The 22370-nt window shown below is 70.2% G+C and carries 18 protein-coding genes; 8 read left to right on the top strand and 10 right to left on the bottom strand.

Translation table 11 applies throughout. The features are described from left to right. The first annotated feature begins 190 nt into the window (after positions 1-190). Positions 191-3127 (top strand): PAS domain S-box protein, encoded by a 2937-nt coding sequence (locus ACLBWX_RS11150; RefSeq protein ID WP_447677137.1) that lies wholly within the window; start codon positions 191-193, stop codon positions 3125-3127. Between the two features lie 110 nt (positions 3128-3237). Here the strand turns inward: ACLBWX_RS11150 and ACLBWX_RS11145 are convergent, their stop codons facing one another. Both ACLBWX_RS11145 and ACLBWX_RS11140 read right to left on the bottom strand, forming a co-directional pair. Next, complete coding sequence (locus tag ACLBWX_RS11145; protein WP_447677136.1) at positions 3238-4914, bottom strand: methyl-accepting chemotaxis protein; 1677 nt, start codon at positions 4912-4914, stop codon at positions 3238-3240. 295 nt (positions 4915-5209) lie between these two features. Further along, positions 5210-5962, bottom strand: coding sequence for a DeoR/GlpR family DNA-binding transcription regulator (locus tag ACLBWX_RS11140; protein ID WP_447677135.1), 753 nt, complete (start codon positions 5960-5962; stop codon positions 5210-5212). Positions 5963-6608: 646 nt separating this feature from the next. Here ACLBWX_RS11140 and atzD point away from each other — a divergent pair. From atzD to ACLBWX_RS11105, 7 genes are all read left to right on the top strand, one after another. Further along, positions 6609-7715: a cyanuric acid amidohydrolase gene (atzD, locus tag ACLBWX_RS11135; protein ID WP_447677134.1), complete on the top strand. Its 1107-nt coding sequence runs from the start codon at positions 6609-6611 to the stop codon at positions 7713-7715. 5 nt (positions 7716-7720) lie between these two features. Next, on the top strand, positions 7721-9133 hold the full coding sequence (gene hydA / locus ACLBWX_RS11130; RefSeq protein ID WP_447677133.1) for a dihydropyrimidinase: 1413 nt from the start codon (positions 7721-7723) through the stop codon (positions 9131-9133). Between the two features lie 186 nt (positions 9134-9319). Beyond that, on the top strand, positions 9320-10312 hold the full coding sequence (locus ACLBWX_RS11125; RefSeq protein WP_447677132.1) for an ABC transporter ATP-binding protein: 993 nt from the start codon (positions 9320-9322) through the stop codon (positions 10310-10312). Between the two features lie 29 nt (positions 10313-10341). Continuing rightward, complete coding sequence (locus ACLBWX_RS11120) at positions 10342-11616, top strand: ABC transporter substrate-binding protein (protein WP_447677131.1); 1275 nt, start codon at positions 10342-10344, stop codon at positions 11614-11616. Positions 11617-11789: 173 nt separating this feature from the next. After that, a complete protein-coding gene (locus ACLBWX_RS11115; RefSeq protein ID WP_447677130.1) occupies positions 11790-12746 on the top strand; it encodes an ABC transporter permease in 957 nt (318 codons plus the stop codon). Positions 12747-12748: 2 nt separating this feature from the next. Then, positions 12749-13639, top strand: coding sequence for an ABC transporter permease (locus ACLBWX_RS11110; protein ID WP_447677129.1), 891 nt, complete (start codon positions 12749-12751; stop codon positions 13637-13639). Positions 13640-13701: 62 nt separating this feature from the next. Beyond that, entirely contained in the window at positions 13702-14034 is a 333-nt protein-coding gene (locus ACLBWX_RS11105; protein WP_447677128.1) for a DUF1648 domain-containing protein, read from the top strand. Between the two features lie 20 nt (positions 14035-14054). Here the strand turns inward: ACLBWX_RS11105 and ACLBWX_RS11100 are convergent, their stop codons facing one another. From ACLBWX_RS11100 to ada, 8 genes are all read right to left on the bottom strand, one after another. Continuing rightward, positions 14055-15083, bottom strand: a complete 1029-nt coding sequence (locus ACLBWX_RS11100) for an ABC transporter ATP-binding protein (protein WP_447677127.1) — start codon at positions 15081-15083, stop codon at positions 14055-14057. After that, positions 15080-16144 (bottom strand): ABC transporter ATP-binding protein, encoded by a 1065-nt coding sequence (locus ACLBWX_RS11095; protein ID WP_447677126.1) that lies wholly within the window; start codon positions 16142-16144, stop codon positions 15080-15082. Before ACLBWX_RS11095 ends, ACLBWX_RS11100 begins: the two co-directional genes overlap by 4 nt. After that, on the bottom strand, positions 16141-17070 hold the full coding sequence (locus tag ACLBWX_RS11090) for an ABC transporter permease (RefSeq protein WP_447677125.1): 930 nt from the start codon (positions 17068-17070) through the stop codon (positions 16141-16143). Before ACLBWX_RS11090 ends, ACLBWX_RS11095 begins: the two co-directional genes overlap by 4 nt. After that, positions 17070-18023, bottom strand: coding sequence for an ABC transporter permease (locus ACLBWX_RS11085; protein WP_447677124.1), 954 nt, complete (start codon positions 18021-18023; stop codon positions 17070-17072). Before ACLBWX_RS11085 ends, ACLBWX_RS11090 begins: the two co-directional genes overlap by 1 nt. A gap of 154 nt (positions 18024-18177) precedes the next feature. Further along, positions 18178-19728, bottom strand: coding sequence for an ABC transporter substrate-binding protein (locus ACLBWX_RS11080; protein ID WP_447677254.1), 1551 nt, complete (start codon positions 19726-19728; stop codon positions 18178-18180). A 270-nt stretch (positions 19729-19998) separates the two neighbouring features. Then, positions 19999-20622, bottom strand: coding sequence for a hypothetical protein (locus ACLBWX_RS11075; protein ID WP_447677123.1), 624 nt, complete (start codon positions 20620-20622; stop codon positions 19999-20001). A 77-nt stretch (positions 20623-20699) separates the two neighbouring features. Further along, positions 20700-20969 carry a hypothetical protein gene (locus ACLBWX_RS11070; protein ID WP_447677122.1) on the bottom strand — a complete coding sequence of 90 codons (270 nt, stop codon included), beginning with the start codon at positions 20967-20969 and terminating at the stop codon, positions 20700-20702. Between the two features lie 238 nt (positions 20970-21207). Next, positions 21208-22299, bottom strand: a complete 1092-nt coding sequence (ada, locus tag ACLBWX_RS11065) for a bifunctional DNA-binding transcriptional regulator/O6-methylguanine-DNA methyltransferase Ada (RefSeq protein ID WP_447677121.1) — start codon at positions 22297-22299, stop codon at positions 21208-21210. Positions 22300-22370 lie beyond the last annotated feature (71 nt).

Raw genomic sequence — 22370 nt, 5'->3', positions numbered from 1 at the left:
CGGGCACGCCACGCCCGCTTCGGATAGAAGGCCGGTTCCGCCGCCGCGGGGCCGGCCTTCACCGTTTCATGTCGCAGTCGACCGCCTTCCTTCGTTTGACCCGGGCGGACGGCCCCTCTACCGCCCGAGGCGAGACCGGCCGATCCGGCCGTCGCCTCCGATCGAACCCCGGAAGGATGGACGTCGCGGCATGAGCCAGCCCGAGACCGACGCGCTCCTGCGCCGTGCCGAGGACCTGGAGCGGGAAGCCGCGCGTCTGCGGGCCGAGGCGCGCCGGGCCGCCGGGTTGCCTGACGCCGCGGCGGAGGGTGAGGGGCGCGGACCCGACCCTGTGCCGCACCGGCAGGCGATCCTCGACAGCACCACCCGCTTCGCGATCATCGGGACGAACCGCGACGGCGTGGTCTCCGACTGGAACGCCGGGGCGGAGCGCATCTTCGGCTGGACCGCGGCCGACATCCGCGGCCGCAGCATCGCGGGCCTGTTCACCCCCGAGGATCGCGCGATCGACCGGCCCGGGATCGAGATGCGCCTCGCCCTGGAGCAGGGCCGGGCCGATGACGAGCGCTGGCACCTGCGCGCCGACGGCTCCCGGTTCTGGGCCTCGGGCGAGATGATGCCCCTGCGGGACAGCGTCGGCACCCATATCGGCTACGTGAAGGTCGTGAGCGACCGCACCGCGGAACACCGGGCCGGGGACGCCTTGCAGAACGCGGAGATGCGCCTGCGGCGCGCCCAGGAGGCGGGCGGCATCGGCGTGTTCTCGGTCGGCATCGACGACGGCATCCTGCATCCGACACCGGAATTCTGCCGCCTCTACGGCCTGCCCGAGGCCGCCAGCTACCCGGCCTCGGCCTTCGAGCGCCTGGTCGTCCCGGACGATTCGCACCTCGTCTCCACCGCCGAGAGCCGGCGGCGGGGCGAGCCGCCGCGGGACGTCGAGTACCGCATCCGCCGCCCGGATACCGGCGAGTTGCGCTGGATCGCCCGCCGGGGCGAGATCGAGCGCGACGACGCGGGGCGTCCGCTGCGCTTCTCCGGCGTCGCGCGCGACGTCACCGACCAGCGCTCCGCCCGCGACGCCCTGGCCACCAGCGAGGCGCGCTACCGCGCCCTGTTCGAGGCCGTCGACGACGGCTTCTGCATCATCGAGTTCTTCGACGGGCCGCACGGACCTTCCAGCGACTACGTCCACGTGGAAGCCAATGCCGGCTACGAGCGCCATACCGGCATCCCCGGAATCGTCGGGCGCACCCTGCGCGACCTCGCGCCGGCCGAGGCCGAGGGCTGGCTCGAACTCTACGGCGGCGTCCTGCGCACGGGCACGTCGATCCGGTTCGAGCGGGCGTTCCCGCTGGCCAATCGCCACATCGAGGTCTCCGCCGCCCGGATCGAGCCGGCGAGCCGGCGCCAGGTCTCGGTGCTGTTCCGGGACATCTCGGCCCGTCGGCAGGCGGAGGATGCCCTGCGAGCGAGCGAGGCCCTGGCCCGGGAGAACATCGAGCGGGTGCAGCTCGCGCTGGCGGCCGGCGCGATCATCGGCACCTGGCTCTGGGACCTGCCGACCGACCGCTTCAGCGTCGACGAGGCCTTCGCCCGCAGCTTCGGCCTCGATCCCGCCGCCGGACGCGAGGGCCTCAGCCTCGCCCAGGTTGTGGAAACCGTGCATCCGGACGACCGCGCCGGCCTCGCCGAGGCGATCGAGGCCGCGATCCGCCGGGGCGGGGCCTACGCGCACCAGTACCGTACCCGGCGTGCCGACGGGCGCTACTACTGGCTCGAGGCCAACGGGCGGGTCGACCACGGCCCCGACGGCACCCCGCTGCGCTTTCCCGGCGTGCTCATCGACGTGGAGGAGCGCCGCGCCGGCGAGGCGGAGCGCGAGCGCGTGACCGAGCAGCTGCGCAGCCTCAACGAGACGCTGGAGCAGCGCGTCGCCGAGCGCACGGCCGAGCTGATGCGGACCGAGGAGGCCCTGCGCCAGTCCCAGAAGATGGAGGCGGTGGGCCAGCTCACCGGGGGCCTCGCCCACGACTTCAACAACATGCTGGCCGGCATCGTCGGGTCCCTCGAGCTGATGCAGACCCGGATGCTCCAGGGCCGGGTCGGCGATCTGGAGCGCTACATCGGCGCCGCGCAGGGGGCGGCGCGCCGGGCCGCGGCCCTGACGCACCGTCTCCTCGCCTTCTCGCGCCGCCAGACCCTGGCTCCGAAGCCGACCGACGTGAACCGCCTCGTCGAGGGCATGGAGGAGCTGGTGCGCCGCACGGTGGGGCCTGCGGTGTCGGTGGAGGTGGTGGGCGCGGCGGGCCTGTGGCCGACCCTCGTCGATCCGAGCCAGCTCGAGAACGCCCTGCTCAACCTCTGCATCAACGCCCGCGACGCCATGCCGGAGGGCGGCCGCATCGTGGTCGAGACCGGCAATCGCTGGATCGACCCGCGCAGCGCCCGCGAACGCGACCTGGAGCCCGGCCAGTACGTCTCGCTCTGCGTCTCGGACAATGGGACGGGCATGACGCCGGACGTCGTCGCCAAGGCCTTCGATCCGTTCTTCACCACGAAGCCGCTGGGCGAAGGCACCGGCCTCGGCCTGTCGATGATCTACGGCTTCGCCAAGCAGTCGGGCGGACAGGTGCGGATCTACTCCGAGCCCGGCGAGGGCACGATGGTCTGCATCTACCTGCCGCGCCACCTCGGCGAGGCGGAGGGGGTGGAGGCGGTGCCGGACCTGTCGGAGGCGGCCCGGGCGAAGGTCGGCGAGACGGTGCTGGTGGTCGACGACGAGCCCACGGTGCGGATGCTCGTCACCGAGGTGCTGGAGGATCTCGGCTATGCCGCGATCGAGGCGGCCGACGGCGCCTCGGGCCTCAAGGTGCTGCAATCCGACGTGCGCATCGACCTCCTCGTCACCGATGTCGGCCTGCCCGGCGGCATGAACGGCCGGCAGATGGCGGAGGCGGCGCTGGAGTCGCGGCCCGGGCTGAAGGTGCTCTTCATCACCGGCTATGCCGAGAACGCCGCCCTCAACCACGGCCATCTCGCGCCCGGCATGCAGGTGCTGGTCAAGCCCTTCGCGCTCGAGGCCCTCGCCACCCGCATCCGTGGCCTGATCGAGGGAACGGCCTGAACCCGGGCCCGCGCGGGCCGGCGGGGACGCCGACCGTCAGGCCGGGCGGTCCCGGATCGCGCGGTCCCGGGCCGACCCGAAGCCCTCCGCGGCCGCGGCATCCCCGCCGATCAGGCGGCCCGCACCGTCGAGAGGAAGCGGTCGACCTCGCTGCCGAGATGCTCAGACTGGCGGGAGAGTTCGCCGGCGGCGGCGAGAACCCGGCCCGCGGCGGCTCCGGTCTCCTCGGCCGCGCTCGCCACTCCGGAGATGTTGCTCGTCACCTCGTTGGTGCCGGCCGAGGCCTGCGAGACGTTGCGGACGATTTCCTGCGTCGCCGCGCTCTGCTGCTCGACCGCGGCCGCGATCGCCCCCGCCACGGCGTTGATGTCCCGGATGCGCCCGGTGATCGAACCGATCGCCGTGACCGCCTGGCCGGTGGCGCCCTGGATATGGCCGATCTGCTGGGAGATCTCCCCGGTGGCCCGCGCCGTCTGGTTGGCGAGTTCCTTCACTTCCGCCGCGACCACGGCGAAGCCCCGGCCCGCCTCGCCGGCCCGCGCGGCCTCGATGGTGGCGTTGAGCGCCAGCAGGTTGGTCTGGCTGGCGATCGTCGAGATCAGGCTCACCACGTCGCCGATCCGGCTCACGGCGCCGCTGAGTTCCTGCACGAGGCCGGCCGTCGCGTCGGCCTCGGACACGGCGGACTGAGCGAGACTGGCCGAGCTCGAAACCTGGCGGCCGATCTCCTGGACCGATGAGCCGAGTTCCTCGGCCGCCGCCGCCACCGTATTGACGTTGACCGAAGCCTCTTCCGCCGCCGCCGCTACCGTGGTGGATTGCGAGGCCGTCTGGGTCGCCGACGCCGTCATGGTCTGTGCCGTGGCCTGAAGTTCGGTGGCCGACGCGGAAACCATGCCGATGATCCCGCCCACGGCCTGCTCGAAATCCTCCGCCATCCGGCGCATGCCGATCTTGCGCTGCTCCTCGGCGGTCGCGCGCGCCGCGGCGGTTTCCTGCTCCAGCTGGCGGGTGCGGATCAGGTTGGTCCGGAAGACTTCCACGGCGGTGGCCATCGCACCGAGCTCGTCGCGCCGGCCCATGGACGGAACCGCCGTCTCCGTGTCGCCGCCCGCGATGTGCTTCATGGCCCGGGTCATGCGCTCGATCGGACGGGCGACGCCGACGAAGGAGAAGATCATCGCGCCGACGGCGGTGACAATGCCGATGGCGAGCATGACGAGCGAGATCTGGATGGCCTCCGCCTGCTGCCGGCGAACGACCGCGCCGGCGGCCTGGCCCGCCGCCACGTTGATGTCCACCAAGCGGGTGGCCGCCTCGGCGACCGCCCGGTAATTGGCGTGGTTCCCCTCACGGAAGAAGTCCAGCGCCTCGTCCCGGTTGCTTTCCTTCAAGGAACGAAGTTTCCCCCAGTCGGCCATCAGGATCGCCATCTTCGCGATCAGGTTGTCGTAGGCCGCCTTTTCCTCCGGACCGCTGATCAGAGGCTTGTAGTCCTCGATCGCCTTGTTGCGCTCCTCGAGGAGCTCCTGTGAGAGCTTGAGGTCGGCCTGCTCGACGGTGCTGTTGGGCGCGGTCAGGTAGCGCAGTTGCGAGGTTCTGACTCGGAGCACCAGTCGGTTGATCTTGTGGGCCTGGTCGATCGAAGGCAGGCCGTTGGTCACCAGGGCTTCGGTCGCCGTCCCGATGTCCCGGAGCTTGAGGAAGGTCATCAGGCCCTGCGCTGCCGAGATCGCGACGACGAAACTGAAGAGACCAATGAGGACTGTCTTGATCGGGAGGTTCATCGTCGAAATCCGGCGCGTGTGGCTCTTCCGAATTCGTGGACGGGCAATATTAAATTAGAATAAACTGTTCTCAATTCTATATTTCATGGCGGTGTGCCGATGAGCCGCGGGATTAAAGATCGCGATGCCGTGCCCGGGCGGTTGGCCGATCAGTTGAGGCCGGGCGGGTCGCGCAGGGCCTCCCCGTGGGGGGCCGGCCGGAGGGGGATGCTCCGGCGACCGCAATCCGGGGCGAGGCGGTTCGGCCCAGGGGGACGGATCGAGCGGGCCCGCAGCCGAGCGCGCTGCGCCGGGATCAGGGATGGATGGTCTCGATCTCATGCCGGGCGAAGACCTCCTGGAACGCCTCCGGTGGCGGCTTGTCCGTGACGATGCTCAGCTTCTCGCCGAGGCCGAAGGTGCAGAGATTGGCCTGGCGCCCGAACTTGCGGGAATCAACGAGGAGGACCGCTCGGCGCGACTGTCCCCTGAGGGTTCGCCGGAGGACCGACTCGTGTTCCTCGTAATCCATCCAGCCATGATCGAGATCGCAGGCGGCGATTCCCATGAAGGCGAGGTCGAAGAAGTAGCGCTGGGCATAGGCCACGGTCTCGTAGCCCACCAGCGCGTTGTCGTTGCTGCGCAGGGTGCCGGGCGTCAGGTTGATCCGTGCCGGGCCACCGCCGAGATGCAGCGCCACGTCCACCGAATTGGTGGTGATCGTGAGGTTGCGCCCGGTGAGCCGCCGCGCCAGGGCCAGCGTGGTAGTCCCGGTGTCGATGAAGACCGACATGCCGTCCAGGACCAGGGCCTCGGCCAGAACCGCCACGCGTCCCTTCTCGCGGGTGTTCAGCTCGCCGCGCTCCTGCACCGGACGCTCCTGGTCCAGACGCGGCGGCACCGCGCCACCGTGGATGCGCCGGAGAAGGCCCCGTGCTTCGAGCACCTTCAGATCGCGCCGGATGGTTTCTTCCGAGACCTTCAGGAAGAAGGCCACATCCGCCACGCCGACCCGGCCCATCCCATGGAGGCGGGACAGAATTTCCTGGTGGCGATGATCCGAAAGCATGCGCGATGGCCGTCCTGGCGTTCGCCGGATGATAACGAGGGTCCGGGGCCCACGGTCGCGCGGGAATGCGGATGCGGGAAACCGTATCCCATGCGCGTTTGCGTTGTAATGCAACCTTTGTCTCGCGCATTCTTCGATGGTGCACTCTGAGCGTGTGTGCATGATCGGTCAGAGGCCATACTCGCGGGCTCGTTCCCCGAACTCCGATCGCCCGCGGGAGCGAGGGCGGACCGCGCGCGTTCATCTGCTCGTTCCAAGTCGAAACGTACGATCCTGTGCAGGTCGTCTTGAAGGCACGCGTCGTGGACGCCGATGCGGTGCCATTGGGAATTTCGAAGTTTGTGGTCTTTGTGGCGTTGTCGCTCAGGTTTGCGGCAGGCTGCCGATGCGCCGAGCAGCCTCGGCGGGACGTCCCGGCGGAGGGACATCGCAGAGCGATCGGACCGTGCGCCTCGTCGTTCCGGGCTGCGCGTATGCGGTGATCGCGATTCTCGGCCCATCCCCGAGGCCGAGGGCGCGGCTGCCGGCGAGGGATGCTCCCGGCCGTGGCCGGGTTGGGGGCATGGCCTGCGGAAAACCAGCACTCGCGCGCGGCGCCCGCTCATCCTAGCCTGGCCCGTCCTCTCCACCCAGGCGCGACCACATCATGCCCGAATGCCTCGTCTTCCGCGTGCCGACCCGCCATCCCGCCGACGTCTCGGGGGTGACGGATCTCATCGCCGCCGGCACCGTGGCGGCGGACGAGATCGTGGCGATCTTCGGCAAGACCGAGGGCAACGGCTGCGTCAACGACTTCACCCGCCAGCTCGCCGTGATGGCGCTGGAAACGGCGCTCGCCGATGCGATGGGCTGCACGCCGGCGGCGATCGGCGCGCGGGTCGCCCTGGTCATGTCGGGGGGCACCGAGGGCGGTCTCTGCCCCCACCTCCTCGTGCTCGCGCGCCGCGAGGGACCCGACGAGGCCGGCACCGCGGCGCTCGCCATCGGCACCGCCTTCACCGCCGATTTCCGCCCCGAGGAGATCGGCCGCATGGCGCAGGTGCGGGCGACGGCGGCGGCGGTCACCGAGGCCATGGCCCGGGCCGGGCTCGACGATGCCGGGGACGTCCATTTCGTGCAGGTGAAGTGCCCGCTCCTCACCAGTGCGCGCATCCAGGAGGCCGCCGAGCGCGGTCAGGGCGTGGCGACCCACGACACCTACGCCTCCATGGGCCTGTCGCGCGGCGCCTCGGCCCTCGGCATCGCCATGGCGCTGGGCGAGGTGTCGGGCGAAGACCTCGCGGACGCGGCCATCGGCGCGCGGCGGGACCTCTATTCCGGTCGCGCCAGCGCCTCGGCGGGCATCGAGCTGATGCGTAACGAGGTCATCGTGCTGGGCAACGCGCGCGGCTGGTCGGGACCCCATGCCATCGCCCATCGCGTCATGCGCGACGGCATCGACTTGTCCGCGATCCAGGGCGCCCTGGCGGATCTCGGCCTGCCCGTGACAGGGCAGCTGGAGCCGGAGGTCGCCGGGCGCGTCGTGGCGCTCCTCGCCAAGGCCGAGCCCTCGCATGACGGGCTGATCCGCGGACGCCGCCACATCATGAACGACGACAGCGACATCAACGCCACCCGGCATGCCCGTGCCCTCGTCGGCGGGGTCGCCGCCGCCGCGATCGGGCGCACCGACCTGTTCGTCTCCGGCGGCGCCGAGCACCAGGGGCCGGATGGCGGCGGCCCCGTGGCGATCATCGCCCGCGTGAGGAACTGAGAGACATGCCCGACTTCGACCTCGCCATCCGGGGCGGCACCCTGGTCACCGCCACCGACACGTGTCCCGCCGATCTCGGCATCCGCGGCGGGCGCATCGCGGCGATCGGCGAGCGGATCACGGATGCGGCCCGCACGATCGACGCCTCCGGCCTCCTGGTCCTGCCCGGCGGCATCGACAGCCATGTCCACATCGCCCAGGAATCCGGTCCCGGCATCGTCATGGCGGACGACTTCGCCTCCGCGACCCGTGCGGCGGCGGCCGGCGGCAACACCTGCGTGATGCCCTTCGCGCTCCAGCCCCGCGGCGCCTCCCTGCGGGCGGCGACCCACGCCTACCGCGCCCTGGCGGAGGGGCGGTGCCACGTCGATGTGGCCATCCACCTCATCGTCTCGGACCCGACGCCGGCGGTGCTCGGCCAGGAACTGCCGGCGCTGATCGCGGAGGGCTACACCTCCTTCAAGGTCTTCATGACCTACGACGACCTCGTTCTGAACGACCGCCAGATCCTCGACGTGTTCGACCTGGCGCGCCGCGAGGGCGCGCGCGTCATGGTCCATGCGGAGGGCTACGACGCCATCCGCTACATGACCGAGCGGTTGGAGAAGGCCGGCGAGACCCGCCCCTTCGGCCATGCCCTGTCCCGGCCGCAGGTGGTCGAGCGCGAGGCGGCGCACCGGGCGATCAGCCACGCCGAACTCGTCGACCTTCCGATCGTGATCGTCCACGTCTCCGGCGAGCAGGCCATGGAGCAGATCGCCTGGGGCCGGGAGCGCGGCCTCAGGATCCACGCCGAGACCTGCCCGCAATACCTGACCCTGACCGCCGACCACATGAAGGGCCTCGGCTCCGACGACCCGATGGCGGGGGCGAAGTACGTCTGCTCGCCGCCGCCGCGGGAGGCGTCCAACCAGGCCGCGATCTGGCGTGGGATCCAGACCGGATTGTTCGACGTGGTCTCCTCCGACCATTGCCCGTTCCGCTACGACGATCCGGCCGGCAAGCTGAACCCGAAGGGCCGGACCTCCTTCCGCTGGGTGCCCAACGGCATCCCGGGCATCGAGACGCGCCTGCCCATCCTGTTCTCGGAAGGCGTCTCGGCGGGGCGCATCTCGCTCAACCGCTTCGTGGAGCTCACCGCCACCAACCACGCCAAGCTCTACGGTCTCTATCCGCGAAAGGGCTCGATCGGGATCGGCTTCGATGCCGACCTGACGCTGTGGGATCCGAACCGCCGCGAGACGATCCGGCAGGCCAACCTCCACCACGGGGCGGACTACACCCCCTGGGAGGGTTTTTCCGTGACGGGTTGGCCGGTGATGACGCTCGCGCGGGGTGAGATCGTCGCCGAGGACGGGCGGGTCACGGGGGCGATCGGGCACGGACGCGTGATCGACCGGACTGTGGGCGCGCCCTGAACGGGCTGGCCGCTTCCCTCTGTCCCCCTCCCCCTTGTGGAGAGGGGTTCGGGGTGGGTGTGGTCGGATGACCCTGCCGCTGGGGAGGCTAGCGGAACCGCCCCCAACCTCGGTCCCTCCCCGCAAGGGGGCGGGAAATGGCAGGTCTGGCCCGCCCCTTGCTGGGGAGCGCGCGGGGAGACAATCATGGACGTCGAGCTGATCCGCCTGACCAAGCGCTACGGCGGAACGACCGCCGTGGACGGCATCGACCTGAAAGTGCGCTCGGGCGCCTATTGCTGCCTGCTCGGCCCCTCGGGCTGCGGCAAGACCACGACCCTGCGGATGATCGGCGGGCACGAGACCGTGACCTCCGGCGACGTGGTGATCGGCCCGCGCGCCGTGGGCGACGCCACGCCGGCCGAGCGCGGCACGGCGATGATGTTCCAGAGCTACGCCCTGTTTCCCCACCTCAATTGCCGCGACAACGTCGCCTTCAGCCTGAAGATGCGGGGCATCCCGAAGGCCGAGCGCCGCGCCAAGGCGCTGGCGATGCTCGACCTCGTGCAGATGGCCCATCTGGCCGAACGCCTCCCGGCGCAACTCTCCGGTGGCCAGCAGCAGCGCGTGGCGCTCGCCCGTGCGCTGGTCACCGGACCCAAGGTCCTGCTCCTCGACGAGCCGCTCTCGGCCCTCGATCCGTTCCTGCGGGTGCGGATGCGGACCGAGCTGAAGCGGCTCCAGGCCGAGCTCGGCATCACCTTCATCCACGTCACCCACAGCCAGGAGGAGGCGATGGCGCTCTCCGACCTCGTGGTGGTGATGAACGGAGGCCGCATCGAGCAGGCGGCCGACCCGCGCACCGTGTTCGAGCGCCCGGCCACCGCCTTCGTCGCCCGCTTCATCGGCGGCCACAACATCATCCGGCTTCCCGACGCGACCGAGGTGGCGGTGCGCGCCGACCGCATGCGCCTCGGCGCGCAAGCCGGCCCGGAGGCGGTGCCGGCCCGCGTCGTCTCGGTGGAGTACCAGGGCACGAGCGTGCATGTGGGCTTCGAGGCGGACGGCCTCGGCGGCGAGGCCGCCACCGCGCTCACGGCGGTGATCGACGACCGCGCCTATGCGGGACACCCCCTCGCGCTGGGCCAGACCATACCGCTGGGCTGGGACGCCGACGCCGCCCATCGCCTGAGCGCCTGATCCGATCCCGTTTCCACAGAGGACGCTGCATGACGACCACGATCAAGCTGAGCCGCCGCACCCTGCTCCAGGGCGCGGGTGCCACCGGGCTGGCGCTCGGCGCCGGCCCGATCACCGGCTTTCCCAACGTGATCGCCGCCGAGCCCGTGACCCTGCGCTACCTCGGCACCGCCGTGAACCAGTCCGGAGACATCGCCCGCAAGGTGAAGGAGGATCTGGGGATCACCATCGAGTACATCCCCGTCGTCACCGACGAGGTGACCAAGCGCGTGGTGACGCAGCCGAATTCCTTCGACCTCCTCGACACCGAGTTCTTCAGCCTGAAGAAACTCATCCCCTCGGGCAACATCCAGGGCATGGATGCCCGCCGGATCAAGCAGGCCGACAACATCACCCCGGTCTTCACCAAGGGCGAGGTCGGCGGCAAGAAGATCGGCGACCAGGGCACGGCACCCAAGAAGGTCTTCTATCTCGAGGGGCAGAACTCGAAGAACTTCGCGGGCTCGCCCACCGAGTGGATCACCCTGATCCCGACCACCTACAACGCCGACACGCTGGGCATCCGCCCCGACCTGATCAAGCGCCCGATCTCCAGCTGGAAGGAGCTGTTGAACCCCGAGTTCAAGGGCAAGGCCTCGATCCTCAACATTCCCTCGATCGGCATCATGGATGCCGCGATGGTGATCGAAGCCACCGGCGACTACACCTATCCCGACAAGGGCAACATGACGAAGGCCGAGATCGATCGCACCATCAAGCTGCTGATCGAGGCCAAGCGCGCCGGCCAGTTCCGCGCCTTCTGGCAGGACTTCAACGAATCCGTGAACCTGATGGCGTCGGGCGAGACGGTGATCCAGTCGATGTGGTCGCCCGCCGTCACCAAGGTCCGCAGCCAGGGCGTGGCCTGCACCTACCAGCCGCTCAAGGAAGGCTACCGCGCCTGGGCCACCGGCTTCGGCCTGCCCAAGACCCTGACGGGCCGCAAGCTCGATGCGGCCTACGACTTCATCAACTGGTTCCTCTCCGGATGGGCCGGGGCCTACCTCAACCGCCAAGGCTACTACTCGGCCGTGCTGGAGACCGCCAAGGCGCATATGGAGCCCTACGAGTGGGCCTACTGGATGGAGAGCAAACCCGCCGAGAAGGACATCAAGGGGCCGGACGGCAGCGTCCTGGAGAAGGCCGGCGCCACCCGCGACGGCGGCTCCTTCGAGGCCCGCATGGGCAGCGTCGCCTGCTGGAACGCCGTGATGGACGAGAACACCTACATGGTCCGCAAGTGGAACGAGTTCATCGCCGCGTGAGCGGGGCGTGCGACCTCGCCCTCTCTCCTGTGCGGGAGGGGGTGCCTGCGAAGCAGGCGGGAAAGGGGACGACGTCTCCGGACGTGTCGCTCCCCTCTCCCGATCCGCGCTGACGCGCGGGCCACCCTCCCCCGCAGAGGGGGGAGGGTTTCGAGCCTCACGAGGGTTGAGCCATGACCGATACCGCCCTCTCCGCGCTGCCAGCCGTTGTGACTGCGCCGACCGCGCTGGCGCCTTCGGCCGGCCTCACGGCCAAGACCCGGCGCCGGCAGGCCCTCGCCTATCTCCAGGCGGCGCCGATGGCGCTCGTGTTCCTGGTGTTCTTCGTGGTGCCGCTGACGCTGACCCTGATGGTCAGTTTCTGGGAGTACAACGAGTACGAGATCATCCCCTCCTTCACGGTGCAGAACTACATCGACGTGTTCGAGGGTTGCCTCAACACCACGGACGCCTGCACCACCGTGCGGACCTACCTCTCGACCCTGAAGTTCTGCGTGCTGACCTGGGCCTGCACCCTCCTGATCGGGTTCACGGTGGCGTATTTCGTCGCCTTCCATGTCCGCTCGAAGACGATGCAGATGGCGCTGTTCCTCGTCTGCACGATCCCGTTCTGGACCTCGAACGTGATCCGGATGATCTCTTGGATCCCGCTGCTCGGCCGCAACGGCCTCGTCAACGACACCCTGATAGGACTGGGGCTGATCAGGGCGCCGATCGAGGGGCTGCTCTATTCCGACTTCTCGGTGGTGCTCGCCTTCGTCCACCTGAACACCGTCTTCATGATCGTGCCGATCTTCAACAGCATGGCGCGCATCGACCGCTCGCTGATCGAGGCGGCCTATGATTCCGGGGCCACCGGCTGGCAGACGCTCTGGAACGTGGTGGTGCCGCTGGCCAAGCCCGGCATCGCCATCGGCTCGATCTTCGTGATCACCCTGGTGATGGGTGATTTCGTCACCGTCGGCGTGATGGGCGGCCAGCAGATCGCCTCGGTCGGCAAGGTCATCCAGGTCCAGATGTCGGCCCTGCAACTGCCGGCGGCGGCGGCCAACGCGGTGGTGCTGCTCGGCGCCGTGATGCTGATGATCGTGGCCATGACCCGGCTCATCGACCTGCGCAAGGAGCTCTAGACGTGAGCGACCGCCCCCGCTCCCCGGCCTTCTACGCGCTCGCGGCGTTCTTCGCCCTGTTCGTCGCCTTCCTGTACGGGCCGACGCTGACGATCCTGGTGCTGAGCTTCCAGGGGCCGCAGGGCGGCCTCACCTTCCCGATGAACGGCGTCTCGACGCACTGGTTCGGCAAGCTCTGGGCGGGCTTGGGCATCGTCGACATCTGGGGGGCTCTGTGGCGCTCGCTCCGCCTCGGCCTCGTGGTGATGCTGCTCACCGTCGTCGTTGCGTTCTTCGCGGGCCTCGCCTTCCGCAAGCGCTTCCGCGGCGAGGGCGCGCTGTTCACCATCGCCGTGGCGAGCCTGATCGTGCCCTCCATCGTCGTCTCCCTCGGCATCGGCCTGGAGTTCCGGCTCCTCGACGAGGCGGTGAAGTGGGCCGCCGCCGAGACCGGCTGGGGCTGGCTGCAGGAGCACGGCACCCTGATGGGGCTCTACACCTCGGCACTGGGCGCGCACCTGACCTGGACCCTGCCGTTCGGTCTCCTGATCATGTTCGCGGTCTTCAACCGGTTCGATCCGGCCTACGAGGAGGCCGCCCGCGACCTCGGCGCCACCGGGCCTCAGACCCTGCGGCACGTCGTGGTGCCGATCCTGGGCCCCTCCCTCGTCGGCGTCGCGCTGTTCGGCTTCACCCTGTCCTTCGACGAACTCGCCCGCACCAGCCAGGCCATCGGTGGCCGCAACACCCTCCCGCTGGAACTGCAGGGCCTCACCACCACCGTCACGACGCCGGAGATCTACGCGCTGGGCACCCTCACCACCGGCATGTCGCTCGCGGTGATCGGGCTGGCGCTGGGGACGAGCCTGTATCTGCAGCGGCGCAAGGCGAAGGCCGGACTGCGGTTGGGCTAAGGGCCAGGAAAGGCGTTTACGATAGGCTGCGGCGCCGTTCGTTACTGGAGCCCACCCTCGCGATGACGCGTGCCTACATCCTCGCCGCAGCGACGGCTGCGTGCCTGATCGGACTGTCCTGGGCGGCGAACGGTTACCTCGGTGCGCCGGATCGTCTGCCGATGCAGTGGAGCATCGACGGGCGTCCCAACTGGTTCGCACCGAGATGGGTCGCGCTCGGCTTCGGACCGGGTGTAGGCCTTTTTGCTATGGTCACGATCTTGGTGCGGTGCCGGCGGGACCCCGATGGGACGCGGGCGTTCCGGACCCTCTTGCCCTTGAGCGCCATCCTGATCGGTGGGCACGTGTTCTATCTGTCCATGCTTTGGACGCAGGGCATTGCAGATCCGGGCTGATGCGCGCGACGCGTTCGCGTTTACACCGCTGTGTCCGCCATCACCGGCGTCTTGTCCCCCTGAAACGCCGCATGGGCCGCCTCGGTGCGCCAGCAGGCGGCCCGGTGGCCCGGCTGCACCACCACGGAGGGCGGCGCCTCGACCCGGCAGCGTTCCTCGGCCAGGAAGCAGCGCGGGGCGAAGGGGCAGCCCGGCGGGCGGTTGGCGAGGTCGGGTGGGCTGCCGGGAATCGTCTTCAGGCGCGTGCCCTTGGCCAGCGCCCCGTCGGCGCGGCTGCGCAGGAGGCCGATCGTGTAGGGATGGTGGGGATCGAGCACCACGTCGCGGGCGGAGCCCTCCTCGACGATGCGGCCGGCATACATCACCGCGATCCGGTCGGCGACCTCCACGGCGGCGCCGAGGTCGTGCGTGACGAAGATCGTCGAGAGGCCGAGCTCTGCCTGCAACTCGCGCAGCAGCAGCAGGATCTGGATCTGCACCGTGGCGTCCAGCGCCGTCGTCGGTTCGTCGGCGAGCAGGACCTGCGGCCGGCAGGCGAGCGCCAGGGCGATCATCGCCCGCTGGCGCATGCCCCCCGACATCTCGTGCGGATAGGCGTCGAGACGCCGCTCCGGGCTCGGGATGCGGACCCGTTCGAACAGCGCCAGGGCGCGCTGGCGCGCCGCCGCGGCGCCGATCCGCTCATGCTGGCGGATCGCCTCGGTGATCTGCCGGCCCACCGTGTAGACCGGATCGAGGGCGAGCAGCGGCTCCTGGAAGATCATCGCCACGGCCCGTCCGCGCAGGGCCCGCAGGGCTTTGGGCGACATCGCCATCACGTCGGCGCCGCCGACCCGGATCTCTCCGCCGATCCGGGTCCGGCGCTCCGGGTTCAGGCGCATGATCGCCCGCAGGGTGACGCTCTTGCCGGAGCCCGACTCGCCGATCAGCGCTACGGCCTGGCCACGCTCCAGGGTGAGGTCGACCCCGTCCACGGCCTCGACCACGCCGCCGAAGACCACCGTCAGGCCGCGGATCGCGACCGCCGGTCCGGTTGCGGATGCGCTCATGCGGCCACCACCGTCGGCTCTGGGGCGAGCGCGTGGCCCGAGCCCGGCTGGCGGGCGAGGCAGGCGACGCGGTGGCGCGCATCGAGGGCGTCCAGGGGCGGGAGCGTGCTCCGGCAGACCTCTTCCACCAGGGCGCAGCGGGGATGGAAGCGGCAGCCGGCGGGCGGGTTGATCGGGTTCGGCGGGTCGCCGGCGAGCGGCGCCACCTGCGTGCGGGCATCCGGGTCCATCGAGGGCATCGAGGACAGGAGGGCCGCCGTGTAGGGGTGGGCCGGCGCGGCCAGCACGGTGTCGGCGGGGCCGATCTCGACCACCTGCCCGAGATACATGACCGCCACCCGGTCGCAGATGAAGCGCACCACGTTAAGGTCGTGGCTGATGAACAGGTAGGTGAGGTTGAATTCCTGCTTGAGGTCCATCAGCAGGTTCAGCACCTGCGCCTCCACCGATTTGTCCAGCGCCGAGACCGCCTCGTCGAGCACCACGAGGCGGGGTTCCAGCGCGAGCGCGCGGGCGATGTTCACGCGCTGGCGCTGGCCGCCGGAGAGCTCGTGCGGATAGCGCGCGGCGAAGCGCGCGGGCTCCAGCCCCACCCGGGCGAGCAGGGAGCGCGCCCGCTCGATGGCCTGGCGCTTCGGGACCCCGTGCACCTGCGGCCCGAAGGCGATGGAGCCCTCGATGGTCATGCGCGGATTGAGGGAGGAGTAGCTGTCCTGGAACACCATCTGGGCCTGGGCCCGGAAGTCGCGCAGGGGCAGCGCCCGGCCGCCGATGCGCTCGCCATCGAACAGCAGATCGCCGGAATCGTGCCGGATCAGGCCCATGATGAGTCGGGCGGTGGTGGACTTGCCGCAGCCCGACTCGCCGACGACCCCGAGGGTCTCGCCCTTCAGGATCTCGAAGTCGACGCCGTCCACGGCCCGCACCACGGCCTTGGTGCCGCCGAAGCCCTTCTTGACGGGGAAGTGCTTGACGAGCTGGTCGACGGTGAGGAGGGGCTGGGCCGGTCCCCCCCGGTCGCGGGCGACCGGGACGGTGGGGAGGCCGATGGGCGTGCTCATGCCTTCACCTCCATGGCGGACCGCAGGCCGTCGGAGAACAGGTTGAACGAGATCGAGACGATGAAGATGGCCAGCCCCGGCAGGGCCGCGACCATCGGGTTCACGTAGATCGCCGTGCGGAGCGTGTTCAGCATCAGGCCCCATTCGGGTTCGGGCGGCTTCACGCCCAGGCCGAGGAAGGACAGTCCCGAGGCCAGGATCATCGACACGCTGATGAGGCTGGTGGCGTAGACGAAGATCGGCCCCAGCACGTTGCCGAGCACCTGCACGCGCAGGATCGTCAGGGTCGAGGCGCCCGACAGCCGGGCCGCGTCGACGTAGTCGCGCGCCCGGATCTGGGTGGTCACACTCTCGGCCACGCGGGCGATCTGGGGCACGAACACGCAGGTCAGCGACACGATGGAGTTGAAGATGCCCGCGCCGAGCGCGCCGGAGAGCGCGATGGCGAGCAGGACCGAGGGGAAGGCGAAGAACACGTCCACCGTGCGCATCAGGACGGTGTTGACCCAGCCGCCGACATAGCCGGCCAGGATGCCGATGCCGGAGCCGATCACGAAGGCGAGGATGACGGGGGTGACGCCGATGAACAGGGACAGGCGCCCGCCCATCATCAGGCGGCTCAGCATGTCGCGGCCGAGTTCGTCCGAGCCGAGGATGTAGGTGGCGTCGCCGATGGGCTTCAGGCGCCGCAGCATCGAGCCGCGATAGGGGTCCATCGGGGTGATCCAGGGCGACAGCAGCGCCACGGCCACGATGGCGAGGATCACGAGAGCCGCCGCCATCGCCACGGGATCGCGCAGCAGCTTGTGGCCGACCTGCCCCCAGAACCCCCGCGACGGCACGAAGGCGTCGGGCGCGGCCGGCGCGGGGGCGGTGCCGCCGGCGATGTCGAGGACGGGCGCTGCGGCCTGTGTCGCGGATCTCATCAGCCCCTCTCGATGCGCGGATCGAGCGCCGTCTGCACGACGTCGACGATGAGGTTGAGGGCGACGAAGAACATCGCCAGGACGAGGATCGCGCCCTGGAGCAGGGGCAGGTCGCGCTGGAAGATCGCGGCGTTGAGCAGGAAGCCGGTGCCGGGCCAGGCGAACACCGTCTCGATCAGGATCGAACCGCCGAGCAGGTAGCCGAGCTGCAGCCCCATGATGGCGAGCGCCGTCGGGGCGGCGTTCTTGACCACGTGCTTGAACACGCCGAACTCGCTCAGGCCCTTGGCCCGGAGCGCTCCGACGAAGTCCTGGGCCAGGATGTCGCCCACCAGCGCCCGGATGGTGCGGGCGATCACCCCCATGGGGATCACCGACATCGTGAGCGCGGGCAGGATGATGTAGCGCAGGTGATCGAGGTCGGGCCGCCAGTTGCCCGAGCCGTCCGGCCCGGCGCCGGTGGGCGGCAGCCAGCCGAGCTGGGCCGAGAACACGATGACCAGCACCATGCCGAGCCAGTAATGCGGCACGCTCACCCCGAAGACCGACACCGCCGAGGCGAGCCGGTCGAGGACCGAGTTGCGGAAGTAGCCGGCCACGAAGCCGAACAGGCAGCCGAAGGTGAAGCCGATCAGCGTCGCCACGAAGGCCAGGATCAGGCTGTTCACCACCGCCCGGCCGACCTCCTGCGCCACCGGGCGGCCCGTGGCGATGGAGATGCCGAGATCCCCCTGCAGCACGTGCCAGAGCCAGATCACGTACTGCACCGGCAGCGGCTTGTCGTAGCCGTAGGCCGCCCGCATGGCGTCGATGGTCTCCTGCGTGGCGTCCACGGGAAGCACGGCGCTCAAGGGGTCGCCGGGGGCGAGGTGGACCAGCAGGAAGCAGACGACGCTGACGCCGAGCGCCACCGGCGTCACGGTGAGCAGGCGCTGGAGGATGAACTTCAGCATGGTCCCATCCAATCCCCTGGGCTTGAGCGGCTCTCCTCCCCCTTGCGGGGAGGAGTTGGAGGTGGGGGCGGCCGGGTGACCCAAGACGGGTCGAGGCCAGCGGAGCCACCCCCACCCCCGATCCCTCCCCGCAGGGGGGAGGGAAGGCGCCCCGTCACTTGCCCATCGAGATCGGCGAGAAGTCCTGGAACCAGTTCTGCGCCTGCACGAAGCCCTTCACCTTGGGGCTCATGGCGCGCGGGTTGGTGTCGTGGGCCACCATCAGGAAGAGGGCGTCGTCGACGTATTTCTCGTGGACCTTCTCCAGGACCTTGGTCTGCTCGGCCGGGTCGAAGGTGGTGCGGACCTGATCGAAGAGCTTGTCCATCTCGGGGTCGCAATAATGGCCCCAGTTGGTGCCGTTCGGCGCCGCGAGATTGCACTGGAGATGGCGGATGAAGCCCGTGAAGGGGTCCTGGATGAAGTAGGAGAAGTTCATCCCCGTCGCCTTGCGCGACATCTCGGACTTGGCGCCCGCGCGCCACAGGTTGATGAGCGTGTTCCACTCGACCACCTCGAACTCGACCTTGATGCCCACATCCGCGAGGTTCTGCTGGATGAACTCGTTCATCGGCAGGGGCTGCATCTGCCCCGAACCCGAGGGCGCGATCAGGACCTTGGTGACGATGGGCTTGCCGGGGCCGTAGCCGGCCTCGGCCAGGAGCTTCTTGGCGGCTTCCGGATCGTAGGTCGGCTTGAAGGTCGGGTTGCCGAACCAGGCCGAGCCCGGCGGCATGAATCCTTGGGCCGGGATCATCAGCCCGTTGAGCAGTTCCTTCATGCCCTCGCGGTCCACCGCGAGGTTGGCCGCCTTGCGCACGCGGATGTCGTTCCAGGGCGACCCCTCGGCCCGGGAGAGGTGCCAGGTCCAGTTGTGCGGGTAGGCGTTGGTGACGATGCCGAAGCCGGCGGCCTTGAGGGAGGCGACGGCGTCCGGGGGCGGCGCCTCGATCCAGTCGACCTGGCCGGAGCGCAGCGCGGCCACGCGGGCATTGGCCTCGGGCAGCGGCACCAGCACGAGCTTGTCGAGCTTCGGCACCCGGGCCTTGTCCCAGTAGTCCTTGTTCGGCGCCATCTCGGCGCGCTCGCGCGGGGCGAACAGGGTCAGCTTCCACGGGCCGGTGCCGGCGGGCGTCTTGGCGAAGGCGTCCCAGCTCTTGCCGACCTTCTCCCATTGGGCGGGCGACGAGATCATGATCCAGGCGATCTGATAGGGCAGCGTCGCGTCGGGGTTCTTGGTGACGACTTCGAGCGTGGTCGGATCGACGGCGCGGTAGCTCGCCACGGCCGGGATGCGGGAGCGCCCCTGCGCCGACTGGCGCGGGTCGAATTGCGGGGCGTCGTTCTTCAGGAGCTTGTCGAGGTTCCACACCACCGACTCGGCGGTGAAGGGCGAGCCGTCGTGGAAGGTCACCCCCTCGCGCAGCTTGAAGGTCCACTTGGTGTTGTCGGCGGGGTCGACCGTCCAGCTCCTGGCGAGGCCCGGCACCAGCACGGAGGGCTTCGTGGCGGAGGAGAGGTCCCAGTTGATGAGCCCGTCATAGACCGTATAGCCCGTGAACCGCATGCCCTCGCCGCCATTGTCGGCCTGGCCGGTGGTGAGCGGGATGTCGGAGGCGGTCATGCCGATCTTCAGCACGCCCTGGGCGAAGGCGGCGGGCATCATCACCCCGGATAGGAGGGCGGCGGCCAGGAGGCGGGACTTCGACCAGCGGGAGACGGAAGCGAACATGCGGGGACGGGTTTCCATGGGCTGCGTGCGGCTTGACGAAACCGTGAATGCAATCCGCTGGCCAAACCGCCGGGTAGATCTCGCGGGCCGGGAGCGATCACCCGCCTGCGATGTTGTTTCGCTTCCGCTTTCCGGACGCGCAGCAAAGCTGCCTAGAGAATAGTCAGAGCGTTCCGGCCCGTCGTCCCTGACGGTGAGACTGCCTCAGGGAAGTGCGAAAACCTGGCCGCGCCCGCAGACATCTTTTCGCGATGCCTGTTTCGCGGGCATTCTTGCTGCCGTCCGCCTCGAAGCTGCCGACGCGGTCAGAATGATAGCTTCAGCCCGCCGACGACGTTGCGCGGGGGGGGCGAAGATCGACCCGATCGTGCCGGTGAGGATTGCCGCACCGTTCTCTAGGCCGGTGGTCCGGTTGAGGCCGGTGGTCCGGTTCTGTGCCGAGGCGACGTGGGTCGCATCGAGGAGATTGCGGACCCCCAGATAGAGACTGAGGCGCTTGCCGTAGCCGCCGGCCAGCTCCGTCGCGTAGTGGATGTTGGCGTTGAGGATGAGGAAGCTGCGCGAGGCGTCGATCACCGACACCGTCCGCCCGGCCGCCGCAGGGGCGTGGGCGACGTTGCGGCCGGTGATCGTGGTGTTCGTCGCGCTGAACCCGAGGAGGCCGGTCCAGCGGTCGGAGAGCGCCACCTCCGTGCGTGCGCGGCCGCCGAGATTGGTCTGGTCGCCGCGCGGGTCGGCGATCTGGGCGCCGAGGGCCGGTCGTCCGGTCCCGCGCGCCCGGTTGAAGGTCGTCACATGGTTGTCGAGGATCTCGGAGGTGAAGGCCACGTAGCCGACGGCCGGCAGGCCCAGCAGATCGTAGCGCCGGATCGGGTCCGTGAGGAAGGTCAGGTCCGTGAGGACGGTCAGGGACGGGTAGCTGCCGCGGACGGCCGAGGTGTAGAACGGCTGGTCGAAGTTGCGCTCGTCGAGCCGGGGGGCGCCGCGGCGCCGAAGGGCATCGGCGCCGGTCCCGGACGCCCCTCCGCCGTGACCACGAACTCGTCCAGCACGACGCCCGCCATGTCCTCGGCATGGAGGCCGCCGGACCCCAGCGGCACGGCCGCGGCCCCGAGCCGGAGGCGGCCGATCCGGTGCGCGATGGCCGGGCGGCGCGGAGGAACAGGAGCGGCCATGCCGATGTCGACCGCGGGAGCGGGCGCGGATGACGCCGCGGCGGGGGCGGGGGATGCGGGGCCGTCCGGACGGGACCCGCCTTCGCCACCCTGGATCATCGGCGCGGCTTGTGACCCGTGAAGCGCGGCCGACGTCGCGGCCGACACCCTGTGGTCGTAACCTGTGGCGCCCGGGCCACGTCGATCGCCCTTCCTTTCCCCCTTCCGTTCCCTTCCCTGCCCTGCTCCGGCGGCGTCGTCATCGCGCCGCCTCGCGGTCGAGCAGCGCGCGCTTGCGCGCGACGCCCCAGCGATAGCCGGACAGCGCCCCGTCCGAGCGCACCACCCGGTGGCAGGGGACGACGATTGCGAGCCGGTTGGCGCCGCAGGCCTGGGCCACGGCGCGCATGGCCGTGGGAGCGCCGATGGCCCGGGCGATCTCCGCATAGGTCGTCGTTGTCCCGATCGGAACGGCGCGGAGCGCGTCCCAGACCCGCTGCTGGAAGGCGGTGCCGCCGATGTCGAGGGGGAGATCGAACGCACGCCCGGGCGTCTCGACGAGGCCGACGACCGCGGCCACCCAGAGGTCGAATTCCGCATCGCCGGGTGACAGGTCGGCCCGAGGGAAGCGGTCCTGGAGATCGCGCACCAGGGCGTCGGGATCGTCGCCGAGGAGGATGGCGCAGACCCCGCGCGGCGTCGCCGCGACGAGGATGGCGCCGAGCGAGCAGGCAGCCACCGCGAACCGGATCGCGACGCCGGGGCCGCCCTTGCGGTAGGCGGACGGCGTCATGCCGAGGCGCCCGGAGCCCTGCGCGTAGAACCGGCTCGACGCGTTGTAGCCCGCCGCGAACACCGCCTCGGTCACCGTCCCGGCCGCCGGCAGGCGCTCGGCGACGCGCTCGGCGAGCTTGGCCGACGCGTAGGCTTTCGGCGTGATGCCGGTGACCTTCCGGAAGACGCGATGGAAGTGGAAGGCGCTCAAACCCGCCGCCGCCGCGAGCGAGGCGAGGGTCGGCGGGGTCTCGGCCGCGTCGATCCGGCGGCAGGCCCGGGCGACCGCCGCCGCCTGCCGCTCGGCCAGGGAGGCTTCGTTCGGCCGGCAGCGCCGGCAGGGGCGGAAGCCCGCCGCCTCCGCCGCCGCGCAGGTGGCGTGGAAGGTGACGTTGTCCGGCTTGGCCGCCCGCGACGGGCAGCTCGGACGGCAATACACGCCGGTGCTGCGGACCGCGTAGACGAACAGTCCGTCGGCCCCAGCGTCCCGGGCCGCGAGCGCGGCCCATCGCTGCGCGCGCTCGCTCTCGGACGTGCCGGAGGCCCCGGGCCGTGGTTCCGCTTCGGCGCGCCGCATGAGGGATGTCCTTCGTCCTCGGGGACCGATTCCGGCCGGGATCGGCTCGGTCACCGTACCCTTGCCCCGGG

The organism is Methylobacterium sp. M6A4_1b, from assembly GCF_053345175.1.
The sequence above is the reverse complement of the archived record's forward strand: the minus strand, read 5'-3'. Positions and strand labels throughout refer to the sequence as shown.

Bases quoted from the DNA above. Each gene is read 5' to 3' on its own strand.
- hydA (WP_447677133.1), top strand. From the start codon at position 7,721: ATGCCCGACTTCGACCTCGCCATCCGGGGCGGCACCCTGGTCACCGCC.
- ACLBWX_RS11090 (WP_447677125.1), bottom strand. From the start codon at position 17,070: ATGAGATCCGCGACACAGGCCGCAGCGCCCGTCCTCGACATCGCCGGC.
- ACLBWX_RS11115 (WP_447677130.1), top strand. From the start codon at position 11,790: ATGACCGATACCGCCCTCTCCGCGCTGCCAGCCGTTGTGACTGCGCCG.
- ACLBWX_RS11140 (WP_447677135.1), bottom strand. From the start codon at position 5,962: ATGCTTTCGGATCATCGCCACCAGGAAATTCTGTCCCGCCTCCATGGG.
- ada (WP_447677121.1), bottom strand. From the start codon at position 22,299: ATGCGGCGCGCCGAAGCGGAACCACGGCCCGGGGCCTCCGGCACGTCC.
- ACLBWX_RS11120 (WP_447677131.1), top strand. From the start codon at position 10,342: ATGACGACCACGATCAAGCTGAGCCGCCGCACCCTGCTCCAGGGCGCG.
- ACLBWX_RS11070 (WP_447677122.1), bottom strand. From the start codon at position 20,969: ATGGCCGCTCCTGTTCCTCCGCGCCGCCCGGCCATCGCGCACCGGATC.
- ACLBWX_RS11100 (WP_447677127.1), bottom strand. From the start codon at position 15,083: ATGAGCGCATCCGCAACCGGACCGGCGGTCGCGATCCGCGGCCTGACG.
- ACLBWX_RS11085 (WP_447677124.1), bottom strand. From the start codon at position 18,023: ATGCTGAAGTTCATCCTCCAGCGCCTGCTCACCGTGACGCCGGTGGCG.
- ACLBWX_RS11145 (WP_447677136.1), bottom strand. From the start codon at position 4,914: ATGAACCTCCCGATCAAGACAGTCCTCATTGGTCTCTTCAGTTTCGTC.
- ACLBWX_RS11125 (WP_447677132.1), top strand. From the start codon at position 9,320: ATGGACGTCGAGCTGATCCGCCTGACCAAGCGCTACGGCGGAACGACC.
- ACLBWX_RS11150 (WP_447677137.1), top strand. From the start codon at position 191: ATGAGCCAGCCCGAGACCGACGCGCTCCTGCGCCGTGCCGAGGACCTG.
- atzD (WP_447677134.1), top strand. From the start codon at position 6,609: ATGCCCGAATGCCTCGTCTTCCGCGTGCCGACCCGCCATCCCGCCGAC.
- ACLBWX_RS11105 (WP_447677128.1), top strand. From the start codon at position 13,702: ATGACGCGTGCCTACATCCTCGCCGCAGCGACGGCTGCGTGCCTGATC.
- ACLBWX_RS11080 (WP_447677254.1), bottom strand. From the start codon at position 19,728: ATGATGCCCGCCGCCTTCGCCCAGGGCGTGCTGAAGATCGGCATGACC.
- ACLBWX_RS11095 (WP_447677126.1), bottom strand. From the start codon at position 16,144: ATGAGCACGCCCATCGGCCTCCCCACCGTCCCGGTCGCCCGCGACCGG.